Origin of the sequence: Parabacteroides sp. B2-S-102 (assembly GCF_023656665.1) — a bacterium.
Lineage (GTDB): Bacteria > Bacteroidota > Bacteroidia > Bacteroidales > Tannerellaceae > Parabacteroides > Parabacteroides distasonis.
This window is the reverse complement of the sequence record NZ_JAMOKM010000024.1, coordinates 21,489-36,599: the sequence shown is the minus strand read 5'-3', so window position 1 is coordinate 36,599 and position 15,111 is coordinate 21,489. Positions and strand designations below refer to the sequence as shown.

Annotated in this window: 11 protein-coding genes; all 11 read right to left on the bottom strand. The window is 45.8% G+C overall.

The genetic code is table 11. The annotated features are described in order from the left end of the window. Window positions 1–3 precede the first annotated feature (3 nt). On the bottom strand, window positions 4–1,851 hold the full coding sequence (gene mutL, locus NBH07_RS19955; protein WP_039848872.1) for a DNA mismatch repair endonuclease MutL: 1,848 nt from the start codon (window positions 1,849–1,851) through the stop codon (window positions 4–6). Beyond that, window positions 1,851–2,153, bottom strand: coding sequence for a hypothetical protein (locus NBH07_RS19950; RefSeq protein WP_005867110.1), 303 nt, complete (start codon window positions 2,151–2,153; stop codon window positions 1,851–1,853). The genes mutL and NBH07_RS19950 overlap by 1 nt, the downstream gene beginning before the upstream one ends. A 29-nt stretch (window positions 2,154–2,182) precedes the next feature. Beyond that, a complete protein-coding gene (locus NBH07_RS19945) occupies window positions 2,183–3,784 on the bottom strand; it encodes an OstA-like protein (protein ID WP_005867109.1) in 1,602 nt (533 codons plus the stop codon). Beyond that, complete coding sequence (locus tag NBH07_RS19940; protein ID WP_009017967.1) at window positions 3,781–5,145, bottom strand: peptidylprolyl isomerase; 1,365 nt, start codon at window positions 5,143–5,145, stop codon at window positions 3,781–3,783. Before NBH07_RS19940 ends, NBH07_RS19945 begins: the two co-directional genes overlap by 4 nt. A gap of 25 nt (window positions 5,146–5,170) precedes the next feature. Then, window positions 5,171–6,025, bottom strand: a complete 855-nt coding sequence (locus NBH07_RS19935) for a hypothetical protein (RefSeq protein WP_011966835.1) — start codon at window positions 6,023–6,025, stop codon at window positions 5,171–5,173. A 13-nt stretch (window positions 6,026–6,038) separates the two neighbouring features. After that, a complete protein-coding gene (locus tag NBH07_RS19930) occupies window positions 6,039–7,625 on the bottom strand; it encodes a peptidylprolyl isomerase (RefSeq protein WP_022192248.1) in 1,587 nt (528 codons plus the stop codon). 108 nt (window positions 7,626–7,733) lie between these two features. Further along, a complete protein-coding gene (gene guaB, locus NBH07_RS19925) occupies window positions 7,734–9,209 on the bottom strand; it encodes an IMP dehydrogenase (RefSeq protein WP_005853938.1) in 1,476 nt (491 codons plus the stop codon). A gap of 214 nt (window positions 9,210–9,423) precedes the next feature. Then, window positions 9,424–11,604, bottom strand: a complete 2,181-nt coding sequence (gene recQ / locus NBH07_RS19920) for a DNA helicase RecQ (RefSeq protein WP_250833583.1) — start codon at window positions 11,602–11,604, stop codon at window positions 9,424–9,426. 32 nt (window positions 11,605–11,636) lie between these two features. Next, complete coding sequence (gene clpX / locus NBH07_RS19915) at window positions 11,637–12,869, bottom strand: ATP-dependent Clp protease ATP-binding subunit ClpX (protein ID WP_009017965.1); 1,233 nt, start codon at window positions 12,867–12,869, stop codon at window positions 11,637–11,639. A gap of 21 nt (window positions 12,870–12,890) precedes the next feature. Continuing rightward, entirely contained in the window at window positions 12,891–13,553 is a 663-nt protein-coding gene (gene clpP, locus NBH07_RS19910) for an ATP-dependent Clp endopeptidase proteolytic subunit ClpP (RefSeq protein ID WP_005853931.1), read from the bottom strand. A gap of 189 nt (window positions 13,554–13,742) precedes the next feature. Then, on the bottom strand, window positions 13,743–15,095 hold the full coding sequence (gene tig, locus NBH07_RS19905; protein WP_005853929.1) for a trigger factor: 1,353 nt from the start codon (window positions 15,093–15,095) through the stop codon (window positions 13,743–13,745). Window positions 15,096–15,111: the final 16 nt, after the last annotated feature.

Below are 15,111 nucleotides of genomic sequence, written 5' to 3'. Positions count from 1 at the left end.
TCCCTAGCACTTAAATCTTCTCTCCAGCTCCTCATCTGTCAACATGGAGATGATCGTTTTTCCATCCGGGGTCAGGTTCGAGTCCGGACAAGAGAACAGGGAGGCGATCAGATGATCCATCTCTTCCAAGGATAAGGATTTGCCGGGACGGATAGCGGCGGCTTTCGCTAAAGACAAGGCGATGGCTTCGCAGATCTTCTCATGCACCTCGCATCCGGTCTCGATCGCCCGGTCCACGATATCCTTTACCAAGTTCACCGGATCAAGGTTCTCTATACCGGCGGGCAGGCCATTGATCGCGTAATTGTCATTTCCCAGATTGCTCAGATCAAAGCCGACGAAGCGCAAATCCTCCAATAAGGAAGGCAGTACAGCCGCCTCGGCAGCGGTAAACTCTACGATCTCCGGGAATAAGACTTGTTGGGATACACCTTGTTGCTGACGGATATTCGACAGGTATTGGTCAAACAAAATACGCACATGCGCACGATGCTGATCAATAATCGCCAGACCCGATTTCAAGGATGTCACGATATATCGCCCTTTATATTGATAGCAAGGATTGCTTACCTCCGTAAACAGGTTTTCCGGGTTCGAAGCCTCGGCCGGCAATTCCTCGATCGGGGCATCCTCGAAACTCTCGGACTCCAGTTGGGCAGCCACTCGATCGTTCTCAAACCCTTGATATAATTTAGACCAATCGAATTCCGGTTTTTTATAGGAAGTAGTGTCAAACGGATTATAACTGGAATCCACTTGCACTTTCGGGGCCTTATAAGTACTAGGCTCACTTTTCTTGACCGGGTTGTAAACAGGAATATCGATCGCATCCTCCACGTCGAAATCAATCGTAGGGATAGCGCTCGATTTAGCCAACGCCTCCCGGGTAGCGGCCATCAAGATCTGCCAGATCGGTTGCTCGTTCTCAAACTTAATCTCCGTCTTTGTCGGATGGATATTGACATCGATCGAGGAGGGATCCAACGTGAAATAAACAAAATAATTCGGCATATCCCCGGCAGGAATCAATTGCTCATAGGCCTGCATGATCGCCTTATGGAAATAAGGATGCTTCATATAACGACCATTCACAAAAAAGAACTGCAATGCCCCTCGCTTCTTCGCCGAGTCCGGACGCCCCACGAAACCGGAAATAGTCACCATGGAACTTTGGGCATCCAGAGAGAGCAACTTCTGGTTTAAACTCTTACCATATATATTAATGATGCGCTGACGTAACCCCGACTCGGGCAGATTGAATATCTCCGCGTCATTATGATAAAGAGACATACCCACCTGCGGATTCACCAAGGCGATTCGCTCGAACTCATTGATGATATTCCGGAATTCCGTCTCATTCGACTTCAAGAATTTCCGGCGGGCGGGAACATTAAAGAAAAGATTCTTTACCGAGAAGATACTTCCCTCGTTACAAGCCTCCGGCTCGATACTCTCCAAGTTAGACCCCGCGATGGACAGGCAGGTACCAAGCTCCGCCCCCCTAGCCCGGGTACGCAACTCTATATGGGCGACAGCGGCGATAGAGGCCAATGCCTCACCCCGGAAACCCATCGTATGCAAAGAGAATAAATCCTCGGCCGTAGAAATCTTAGAAGTAGCGTGCCGCTCAAAAGCCATGCGAGCATCCGTCTCGGACATACCTTTCCCGTCATCGATCACCTGTATCAATGTCTTACCCGCATCCTTAATGTTCACTTGGATATTGGAAGCGCCAGCGTCCACCGCATTCTCGACCAACTCTTTAACGACAGAGGCCGGACGTTGAATCACCTCTCCCGCCGCGATTTGATTGGCGATATGATCCGGAAGTAAATGAATGATATCGCTCATTACCAGAACAAATACCAAAAGAAAGCAGCCAAGACAGCCAAGGCTACCGCCAGTTTCACATTCTTATACTTACGAGCCCGGGAATCCTCGCCCCGCCCCACGCTTCTCTTCAAATGTGAGGTGCCTTCAATAAAAGTTCCCTTGATATGCGGCTTATATTCCTCCAACGATTCCTCTACACCCATTTCACGTTTGACCTTACTTATACGTTCCTCCAAGGCTTCCTTATGGGGGTCCCAATAAATAGGCTTATGATCATATTGACGCGGTTTACGCATGTTATAAAACGAGAAAAGTGCCATAGCTTTACCTATTAATTATGAATACGACGCTAATGTACGAATTTATTGCTTCTTTTCGGAGCATCTTGAGCTTTTCTTTTCACGACCTGATAAATATCATCCTTATCTTTCGGACGGATATAATCAAACCAATAAAAGTCTTTCAAGTATTTCTGGTCGGGCTTCAAATCAGGAATAGGGGTCATCGTACCTGTTGGAGTCGGCCAGATCTTCAGTTTATCCAACTTATTGTCTTTTAGCCAGATCGTAAGGAAACCGCTCTTGGTCTCGTTCATGCCGACCATCGAACCGTCCTTCTCCAATGGGAAGAAAATCGATTCGGCGTTGCCCGACACATCGATCTGATTCACGACCTGTCCCTCGAAATAAGCCTTCAAGTCATTTCCCTTTAATTGATTGAACGCAGTAGAATCGATTTGCTGTATCGCGAAAGCGAATTGCTTCACGTGAGCGAAATCGATCGAGCTATCATTCATAAATATCAAGATCGTATCCCCATAGATCTGATACTGTTCATTCCAAACGATAGGGTCCGTATACATATATAATATAGAGTCTCTTGTATTAAACTGCATCGAATCGCAAACACCTTGCATATCCGTCCGATAGAAACGGACGCCGTAATAAGCTTTTACTTCCCGGTAAAGGGAGTCCACCGTAGTCATCTTCAAGGTATCACCATGCAGAAACAAGGTATCCCCTTGGCTGAATTCCAAGAAACGGGCGCTATCCGTAGCGAAAGCATACTCGGTCTTCTCATTGTAAAAGCCATATTGGCCTTCCAGCATGACATGCTGCGCCGTGTCTTGCAGACTCATATTACCGAACGCTTCCCCAAAACCCAGTTCCCGGTTGTAGGCGATAGAGTCGCCCGTCAAGATACGGTCGCCGGAAACCACCTGAGAACGATCCAATAGCAAAGAGGTATTATTCACGGTATCGTACCAACCCCTGGAAGAATAGATCGTGCCGCTATCCGACACGATAATGGATGGTCCGAGTATCGTGGCGATCTTCGAGTCCGTATTATAATGCAAGGTATCGGAATACAACGTGAATTGCTCATTCTCCAGACGGACGCTATCATTGAAGATAGCCAATTTCGTACTAGGCGAATATTGCCCGTAAAAAGAAGAGAGCTGATTCAAGGAATCGACAATCAGACCTCCGTCGAAATAATATCCGATATCCGGGATTCGCTCATAGTTCAAGCTATCCGTAAACAAGGTAACCTGCCCATTCTCCATGCGGACATTCTCCCGCAAATAAGCGATCTGGGTATTTCCATCGTAAAACAGGTAATTTCCATACACGAACAAGGTATCCCCTTGTTCCATCCGAACATTACTAAACGCTTCCAAGGAATTGGTCTGCTCAAAGAAATATGCGCTATCGCAATACATATACGAACTATCATGGCGAAAACAAACATCACCATTCAGTACTTGAGCCTCGGCGTTCCTCTCCTTATCGAACGAAAGCGTATTCGCATGCTCCAAAAAGACCTTCGTCTTCTTGGGAGCGACACTATCTTTGGCGGCTACCACCGTGCTATCTTGCGTTTGCGCAAATACGCCAACCGATAAAGCACACGATAAGAGCGCTAGAAATAACCTGTTAATTAGTCTCATTCCTTAATCCAACCCGGATATTTGAAATCACAATTCCTCCAACCGTCACTAATACGCACATAGGTTGATTTTTGTTTCTTCGTGATCCAGTCGTTCAATAATTCCTCACGTTTCTTAGCCTCTACGATCGCTTTCAAAGCTTGGAAGTCATCGGCCAAATTCGCCTTATGTCCTTCCGTCCGAGCTTTCAGCTTAACAATAGCTACTACCTCTTTCTGCTTGTTCGTCAACATGGTAAAAGGCTTGGAGATCTCTCCGACTTTCATGTCATATACCACCTTACCGATTTCCTGCGGAAGTTCTTGCATCTCGAACTTAGGGGTTCCCATATTGCTGCTCTCGTAATCTTGGTTTACCATCAAACCCTTATTATTACGTGTATCCTTGTCATAAGAGACGAATGTAGCGGCTTCCTCAAACGTGAACTTATTCGCCTGCAAATCATTGTACAATGAATCCAGACGAGTGGTAGCATCCGCCAACTCCTTATCGGAAACCTTCGGTTTCAATAAGATATGGCGGCAGTTGATACGGTCTCCACGCTTCTCGATCAATTGGATGATATGGTAACCATACTCCGTCTGTACGATCTGGGAGACACGTTTCGGGTCTTTCAAGTTGAACGCAACGTTCGCGAACTCCGGCAACAGCTGTGTCTTGCTCATGAAACCTAACTCCCCTCCTCGAGACGCCGAACCCGGATCTTCCGAGTACAAACGAGCCAACGTAGAGAATTCCATCTTACCGGAATTAACTTGCTCCGTGAAATCACGTAAGCGGGCCTTGATGGCGTCTGTTTCCTCAAACGGAATCTTCGGTTCCAAGGTAACGATTTGCACCTCTACAGTCGTAGGGATGTTCGGCAGGCTATCCTGAGACAACTGGCTGAAATATTTACGCACCTCGGAAGGTGTCAGCTTGATCTCGCCGATCAATTGATGCTGCATCTGTTGCACTACCTGCTGCTCCCGCACCATCTCCTTACGCTCATCCTTGATCTGGGAAAATTTCTTACCGAAATATTCCTCCAATTTCTCGCGAGACCCGATTTGGTTCACAGCCATGTTCATCCATTGATCCACGCTCTGGATCACTTGGTTCTCGTTCACGGTAATACTATCGATCTTAGCTTGATTCAGATATAGTTTCTGTATCGCCATCTGCTCCGGGATCACGCAATACGGGTCGCCATCCAAACGGACCCCCTCGTTTTGATTATACAAACGCTGCGTCTCAATATCCGAACGTAAAATAGCGTCATCTCCTACCACCCACACAATTTCATCGATCACATTGTCTTGCGCCATTACAATGCAAGAACAACAGGCAAGAAAGAATACACTTAAAATCTTTTTCATCATGTCTACCCATTTATAAAATTAGAGATCACGGCTCGGAATGGAATTCCACGTCACCGCTCCGGATCGCATCGTTATATAACTCGTCTTCAAATTTTTTCAAGAATTCAACTTTTCGTTGGTTGACCAGCATTTCCGTGACGTGCGAACTGGCATAATCATATGGCTCCACACTGCCGAAAGGTAAATATTCCTTGATATTCAACAGATAACAATAACTGCTATCCGCCACCTCAACATACTTATTCGCCTTCAGAAACGCATTCGGATTCGACACATGGATCGGTATATTATCCATTACCTCATCGAAATCAACCCATTTGTCGTAAAAGTACTCATAAATCGTGGCATTTTGCACACTATACTTCTCAATTTTTTCTAAAGAGGCCACATCTGTGGATTTGTACCACTTTTTGACGTCGGTAAGTCCCGGGGCATCAACCGGGATTTTCAAGAATAATCCCTTGATCAAGCCTTTATCCAAGATAAACTTTTTCTGGTTTTCCTCGTAATAGTTTAATTTATCACTTTCCCGGATATCAGTTTTCAGCTTCTCCTCCACCAATCGTTCCTGATAACGGTAACGAACCAAGGAACGCCTGTACTCCTCTACCAATTTATCGACCTCCTCTTTCTCATCCCCTAAGTTACGCAAAGCCACATCGTACACCAATACATCCTTTACCCATTTCTTGGTAAAGCCCTCGGCCAGCAACAGACTATCTGCGGAGGAAATCCCCCGGGGTATTAGCTTATTCACCTCCGAACGATTTAGGGTACGTCCTTTCACGCTAACCAAGACATCCGTAGTATCAGCTGGCTGAGAACCTTTACAGGCACCCAACAACACAACGAACGTTAGGAACATGAAGACTATCCTCATATCTATCTTTATTTTATTTCTTTAGTTTCTTCAATAATTTCCAGTTGACAGTCACCGGATATTTTTTATTCAAATCCGCAATCCACTTCGCTTCCAACACCTTCTGCTGGGCGGAGGGTTTGCTCCAGATCTCCCGGTTGCTGACCTCAAACAACAGAATCCCATCCCGGTACTCCTGCATCAAATGAGGGATCTCCGGATGTTTTGTCTCCAGATTCTTACGCTCGGCGGTCGTTACGATATCGCGGATAAACAAATCATAGATCTCTTGCATAAAATCACCCGCATACGTTTTTGTCGAGAACGGACAACGTTGGATATAATAAGCGAACTCCGCTTGCGGGAAATCCTTTCCATCCAATTGCATAAGCGTCTTGTTCATATCCTTCGCTTTCTCATAAAACGCCTCGTCCGTGGGGAAACAATCATTACATAACGCTTGCAGCTCCGCATAGGCTTCCGGATAGAAAACGTATCCGTATTCTTTTTTCATACGATCGTCGAAAGCTTTATATAACTCGAAGTTACGTTCACCCTGCCCCATACGTCTCGACAAAGCTTTTTCCTCTTCCTCAAACGAAGGGCGTCCCTTCTTATCGATCAACTTAATGATATGGTAACCAAAACGAGTTTCCACCACCTCGGATAAATCACCCGGCTTGCTCAACGCAAAAGCGGCTTGCTCAAAAGGCTGGACCATCTCGCCTACCCCAAACCAAGGTAATACTCCCTCTTTCTTAGCGGAAGCAGCATCCCCAGAATATTCTTTCGCTAACTCGCCAAAATCAGCTCCCTCTTGTACTTGCTTATAGATAGCTTGCGCTTTTGCCAGAAAAGCCGATGAGTCCTGAATAGCGGAATCTTTCGGGAAGGCGATCAAGATATGAGCGACATGTATCCGCCCCGGATTGGGTTTACGACTATGGACTTTTATCAAATGAAATCCTAATTTCGTGCGAACCGGTTCAGACACCACGCCAATCGGCAAGGAATAGGCGGCATCCTCAAACACTTTTAGGGATTGCATCGGGAGCAAGCAACGTACATATTCGCAAGCGACATGCTCCTTATCCTTCTCGGCCAAAGCTTTTCCGACTGTTTCCATATCCTCTCCTTTCTGGAGACGTTCGTATACTCGCATGGCTTCTTGATATACAGCTACCGTATCTTTGGAGACCGTCTTCTCCGGCAAACGGAATAAGATGTGGGTCAACTCTACCGAGTGATCCCCACGGTCATATACCGCACGGGCAGCCGCTTTCTCACCCTCCTTATCCGACATATAGCTATCGATCAACTGAGCCCGGTATCCATCCAGCTCACTTTTGAATGAGGATGTCTGGTCGATCCCTAAAGATTCCGCCTCCGCTACTTTTAGCTTAAAATTTTTAAATAGCTCGACATAGTTTTTGACGGACTTTGTATTCGATAAATCCACCTCTCCATTCTTCTCCGCGATAAAAATAAATTCAGATAAAGGCACTTGTTTTCCAGCGACCGTCATAACGACCGAATCGGATGCGGTTTGAGCGTTAACTGTCACACAAGCGAATACCCCTAATGAAATAAGTAACTTTTTCATCAAAAATTCTTTTACCATAGCACGAATATACATTACAAAAATAACACTAATCTAACGGAGAGCCGACAAGAAAAGTATGCTATCCCATTAAATTAGTGTTTTTTATAAAACGTAAAACTTGTATTACTATTCACCGCGGCTATAATTCGGAGCCTCTTGCGTGATCGCTACGTCATGCGGATGGCTCTCTTGCACACCTGCGTTGGTGATTCGAGTAAAACGAGCTTTATGCAACTCCTCGATATTATGAGCCCCGCAATAACCCATTCCCGCACGTAAACCACCTACCATTTGGTAAATGACCTCATACAAAGAACCCTTAAACGGAACACGGGCAGCGATTCCCTCCGGAACCAGCTTCTTCACGTCGTCCTCCACATCTTGGAAATACCGATCCTTGGACCCCTTTTGCATAGCTTCCAACGACCCCATTCCACGGTAAGACTTAAACTTTCGGCCATTGAAGATAATCGTATCGCCCGGCGACTCCTCTACACCCGCCAACAGAGATCCCATCATCACGGAAGATCCACCAGCGGCGATCGCCTTCACGATATCACCGGAGTAACGCAAGCCACCGTCGGCGATCAAAGGCACACCAGTTCCTTCCAACGCCTTCGCCACATCGTAAATAGCCGACAACTGGGGAACACCCACACCAGCGATCACACGAGTTGTACAAATCGAACCCGGACCGATACCTACCTTCACGGCGTCCGCCCCGGCTTCCACTAAATATTTAGCAGCCTCGCCCGTAGCGATATTACCGACCACACAATCAATATGCGGATATTGCGCCTTAATCTGTTTCAAGACATCCACCACACCTTTTGAGTGACCATGTGCCGTGTCGATCACCAAAGCATCCACCCCGGCATCCACCAAAGCGGCTACACGCTCGAAGGTATTGAACGTAACGCCTACACCGGCAGCTACACGCAAACGACCTTTCGAATCCTTGCAAGCCTTCGGTTTATCTTTCGCTTTCGTTATATCTTTATAGGTAATCAAGCCGATCAACTTATTATGGCTATCGACCACCGGTAACTTCTCGATCTTATGTTCCTGAAGGATCTGAGCGGCGGCCTCCATATCCGTAGATTGTCCGGTTACGACCAAATTCTCTTTCGTCATCACCTCGTCGATAGAACGGTTCATGTCCTTCTCGAAACGCAAGTCACGGTTTGTCACGATACCTACCAAATACCCGCCTTCATCCACCACGGGAATACCGCCAATCTTATATTCAGCCATCATTGCCAAGGCATCCGCCACACGCTTGCCCTTCGTGATAGTCACCGGATCATAGATCATTCCATTCTCCGCACGTTTAACGGTCTGGACCTGCTTTGCCTGCTCGGCGATCGTCATGTTTTTATGAATCACACCAATACCTCCCTCACGGGCGATAGCGATAGCCAACTTGGCCTCGGTAACCGTATCCATAGCGGCCGACACCATCGGTATATTCAATGTGATATTACGTGAAAACTTTGTCGTGAGATCGACATTACGAGGAAGAACTTCCGAATAAGCTGGGATTAACAATACATCGTCAAACGTTAACCCATCCATAACTACCCTGTCTGCAATAAATGACATAGAACTTATGCTTTAAAAATTATTGCGCGCAAATATACGACTTTTCACGCAATAAATCGATACGGGAGAAATTAAAAATTCGATTCGGAAGAAAATAAACTTTCATCCGAACGAAAACAAAATTCCTTCCGAAGGAAAAATAAATCTCTTTCGGAAGGAACAATAAGCTTCTTTATTTGTTTTTTCTTTAGAGTGGAACCGGGCCACCCTCCCATTAGTTTGCCATTTCAGACAAGAACTTGATACGGACCAAGCGAATCTCCTCTTCCGTATAGTCACCGCCTAATTCCTCAATGGCGTCTTCCAGACCGTCGGTCTCCGAATCCTTGAAATACTCGTAAATATCCTCGATATGATCCTCATCCATCACATCATTCAAGAAATAATCGATATTGATACGTGTACCGGAATATACGATCGCCTCGATCTCATCCAAAAGCTCGGTGAACTCAAGTCCGTTAGTCAACGCGATCTCGTCCAGCGCCACCTTACGGTCGATCCGCTGAATGATTGAGACCTTCAACTTGGACTTATTAGCGACCGTACGTACGCGCAAATCCTCCGGACGCTCAATCTCGTTCTCCTCTACATGTTTCTTGATCAACTCAATGAACTCCTTGCCATAACGTTTCGCCTTACCAGCGCCCACTCCCGGGATATTCTGCAACTCGTCCAACGTGATCGGATAAGTAGTAGCCATAGCCTCCAAAGAGGGATCTTGGAAAATCACGAAAGGCGGAACTTCCAACCGCTTGGATAATTTCTTACGCAAATCCTTCATCATGGAATAAAGAACCGGGTCTACCGCACAAGAGGCGCCCCCACGAACCGGAACTTCCTCTTCCTCTTCCTCGAATTCATTGTCCTCGGTAATCTTGAACGATACCGGCTTCTTCATGAACTCCTTACCTTTTTCCGTGATTTTCAGCAAACCATAATTCTCAATATCCTTCGCTAAATAGCCAGCGATTAAAGCCTGACGAATAACGGCGTTCCAAGTTTTATCATCCTCGTCCTGTCCGGAACCGAAGACCTCTAATTCATTGTGCTTGTAATTTTGGATTTCGGAGGTTTCGTTACCTACCAAAATATTTACGATATAATCTGCCTTAAACTTTTCTTTCAACGTACTGATAACCTCCAGTACCGCACTTAACAATTCCTTCGCTTCCACCTGCTTCTTTGGGTTCAAACAATTATCACAATTACCACAATTATCTTCCAGGTATTCCTCACCGAAATAATGCAATAGCACTTTTCTCCGGCAGACGGAAGTCTCGGCATAGGCTGCAATCTCTAAAAGCAACTGTTTGCCGATTTCCTGTTCGGCCACGGGCTTTCCTTGCATGAATTTCTCCAATTTTTGCAAGTCCTTATAAGCATAGAAAGCGATACATTGGCCTTCTCCGCCATCCCTACCGGCACGACCGGTTTCCTGGTAATAACCTTCTAGGCTCTTCGGGATATCGTAATGAATCACATAACGGACATCCGGCTTGTCGATACCCATACCGAAAGCGATCGTAGCCACGATCACATCCGCCTGTTCCATCAGGAAGGCATCCTGATTGGCGGAACGTACTTGCGAATCCATTCCCGCATGGTAAGGCAACGCCTTTATCCCGTTGGCTTTCAAGATGTCGGCAAATTCCTCCACCTTTTTACGGCTCAAACAATATACGATACCCGATTTACCCTCGTTGGCTTTAATATACTTAATGATCTCGCGGTCTATATTCGTTCCTTTCGGACGAACCTCATAATACAAATTAGAGCGGTTGAAGGATGATTTAAAGACTGTAGCGTCTATCATACCCAGATTCTTCTGGATATCGTGCTGCACCTTAGGTGTAGCGGTAGCGGTCAGAGCGATTAACGGACGTTTACCGATCTCATTGATAATCGGACGGATTCTTCGATATTCCGGACGGAAATCATGTCCCCATTCCGAGATACAATGCGCCTCGTCCACCGCATAGAAAGAGATCTTTACCTGACGCAGAAAATCCACGTTCTCTTCCTTGGTCAAGGACTCCGGTGCTACATACAGCAACTTGGTACGTCCTGATAATATATCCGATTTCACCTGGTCGATAGCCGACTTATTCAAAGAGGAATTGATAAAATGGGCGACCCCATCTTCCTCACTGAAATTCCGCATCGCGTCCACCTGATTCTTCATCAAAGCGATCAACGGAGATATCACGATCGCGGTTCCTTCCATTAGTATGGATGGTAATTGATAACAAAGAGATTTACCTCCCCCCGTCGGCATTAATACAAAAGTATCCTTCCCGGCCAGCACGTTCTCAATAATAGCCTTCTGGTTCCCCTTAAAGGTACCGAAGCCAAAGTGCCGATTTAGCTCTTCTGTTAAATGATCCTTCTTTGCCATACTTCGTATTATTTATAGTAAACCGCCTACGTTTACGCGACCTGTAAACGGTTCACGTCCGATTTTTCAAATTTCTCTTTCGCATACTCCAACGTTACATGGAGTTCCTTTACTTTTTGAGATGGCATACTGTACATAGCGTCCATCATCACGGCTTCTACGATTGAACGTAACCCACGGGCACCCAGCTTAAACTCAAGCGCCTTATCCACGATAAACTCATAGACTTTCTCATCGAACGTCAGCTTAATACCATCCATCTCGAACAATTTGACGTATTGCTTGATAATGGAGTTCTTCGGCTCGGTCAAGATGTTACGAAGCGTATCACGATCCAGCGGATTCAGATACGTGAGGATAGGTAAACGACCGATAATCTCCGGGATCAAGCCAAACGACTTCAAATCAGTCGGGGTGATGTATTTCAGTAAATTATTCCGGTCTACGGTAGCCGTATCCAAACTAGCCGAATAACCGACCACACGGGTATTTAAGCGTTGAGCGATCTTCTTTTCGATTCCATCGAAAGCACCACCGCAAACGAACAGGATATTCTTCGTATCCACCGCAATCATCTTTTGCTCCGGATGCTTACGTCCCCCCTGAGGAGGCACATTCACGATCGATCCTTCTAGAAGTTTCAGCAAACCTTGCTGTACACCCTCACCGCTGACATCCCGAGTGATAGACGGATTATCGCTCTTACGTGCGATCTTATCGATCTCATCGATGAAGACGATACCCCGTTGGGCCGCCTCCACATCATAATCCGCCGCTTGCAATAGCCGGGTCAAGATACTCTCGATATCCTCTCCCACGTAACCTGCCTCGGTAAGTACCGTAGCGTCCACGATAGCGAACGGGACATGCAATAACTTAGCGATCGTACGGGCTAACAAAGTCTTGCCCGTACCGGTAGCGCCCACCATGATAATATTAGATTTCTCAATCTCTACATCATCGGCGGTAACCTTTTGAAGTAAACGCTTGTAATGGTTGTACACCGATACCGACAGATAACGCTTCGCGTCATTCTGCCCGATCACGTACTGATCCAAGAAAGTCTTGATATCTTCCGGTTTAGGCAGATCTTTCTGCTTCAAACCAAAAGAAGTTTTCTTACCTCCTGTCTGCTCCTTTACGATCTCATACGCCTGCCGGGCACAATCATCGCAAATACAACCAGAGATCCCATTGATAAGCAAATTAACATCACGGCTACTCCTGCCGCAAAACGTACATGTATCGCCTGTTGTTTTGGCCATAGTTTCTTATTGTTGTTTTTGTTATTTACGTGTTAAAACATCGTCGATCATGCCATACTTTTTCGCTTCCTCCGCGGTCATCCAGAAATCACGGTCGCCATCGCGCTCGATCTCCTCATAGGGTCTACCTGAATGATCCGAGATTATGGTGTACAGTTCTTTCTTAACCTTCAATATCTCGCGAGCGGTAATCTCGATGTCTGAAGCCTGTCCTTGTACGCCGCCAAGCGGTTGATGGATCATTACACGGGAGTGCTTCAAGCCGAAACGTTTTCCCTTGGTTCCCGCCACCAATAAGACAGACGCCATAGAGGCGGCCATACCCGTACAAATCGTAGATACGTCGCTGGAGATAAACTGCATCGTGTCGTAAATGCCGTAGCCCGCATATACAGAGCCACCCGGCGAATTGATATAAATAGAGATATCCTTTCCGGGATCACTGGAATCCAGATACAACAACTGCGCTTGAATCACGTTAGCGGTATAATCATCCACTTGCGTGCCCAAGAAAATAATACGGTCCATCATCAACCGAGAGAAGACATCCATTTGAGCGACATTCAGCTGTCGTTCCTCTATAATTGTCGGGGAGATATAGCTACTGGAGATGTTCATATAACTATCCAGAGCCGTACCACTCATACCTAAATGCTTTGTAGCATACTTTCTAAAATCTTCCATATTTTCTCCTATCTTTTATTTACCGAGAAGACGTAAAAAGGGATTTCCCTCTGTGACTTAACGGAAAAACAAAGTTATAAATAAATTTCTGAAAGAAACAATTTATTTCGCTATCCGCTAAGATATTTTTAGAGAGAAATCCCTTTTTTGATATAAAACAACCTCCAAAGAGGCCGAGTAAAGATCTTTTTATTCAAAAAGTTTGTTGAACTCGTCAGCGGTTACCTCCTTAACATCAAGTTCCACTTGCTCTTTCAACCAAGCAGCCAATTTCTCCTCAACCGCACGGTCGATGATGTTCTGAAGTGTTTGCTTATTTTTCAACATGTCTTTAGCGTAGTTGTCAAGTACATCCTCAGGTACAGACAACATGCCGTATTGAGCGAACTGAGCCTTAGCCACACGTTTAGCGAAGTTCTCGATGTCAGCGTCCTCAACCTTCAAGCCGTTCTTCTTAACCAAGTTCTCCTTGATCAACTGATATTTCAAATCCTGAAGGATCTGAGGGAAGTCCTCGTCGATCTTCTCTTTCGTATTCTTCTCGTTAGCGGCAAGCAACCAACGTTTCAATAAATCGTCAGCGAAATTCAACTCGCCAGCTCTCTCAACCAACATATCACGAGTATCCGTCAAGAACTTGAAGTCACTCTGAGGAGCGAATTGCTCTGCCAAAGCTTCCTTGATCTTGTTCTTGAATTCTTCCTCGCTGGTAACCACGTTCTCGCCAAATACCTTGTCGAACAACTCTTGGTTCATCTCTGCGTCTTTATGACGGGTGATCTCCTTGATCTCAAAGCTAAAGTCGCCTGTAGTCTCAGCCACTTTCTCTTTATCGATCTTCAAGAAAGAAGCGATCTCTGCCTCAGCACCCTCGTAAGCCTTATTCGGGTTGAATACCACTACGGCATTTACTTTAGCACCGATAAATTTAGCTTTTTCTTCCTCATCCTTGATATACATAGGCATCAAGACAGCATCCTCAACAACGATACCACCTTCTTTCGGGGCACCATTCTCAAGCTCGGCTACCGTACCTTTTACCATATCTTTTTCCTCAACCTCGTCTACCTTGTCGTAAGAACCGAAGTTTGAGCGATAAGCGTTTACTTGGTTATTTAGCATTTCTTCATCGATAGCGACTTGATAGAACGGAAGTTTATCGTTCTTGCTCAACTCGATATTGATCTCCGGAGCCAAAGCCACGTCAAAACAGAATTCGAAATCCTCTTCCTTATCGAAATCCAACGGCTTTTGCTCAGTCTCGTTAGGCATCGGCTCACCTAAGATATGCAAATCGTTCTCACGGATATACTTGAACAGATTCTCAGAAACTAATTTGTTTATCTCCTCTACCAGCACGTGCTTTCCGTACATTTTTTTAACCATGCCCATAGGAACCATGCCCTTACGGAAACCCGGTACATTGGCTTTCTGACGAAGGCTACGCAGGCTCTTGTCTACCTGATCAGCATAGTCAGCTTTCACTATTTCTAATTTCACGATACCGCTTACGGCATCATTGTTTTTAAGCGAAACGTTCATTCTGAATGATTTATTT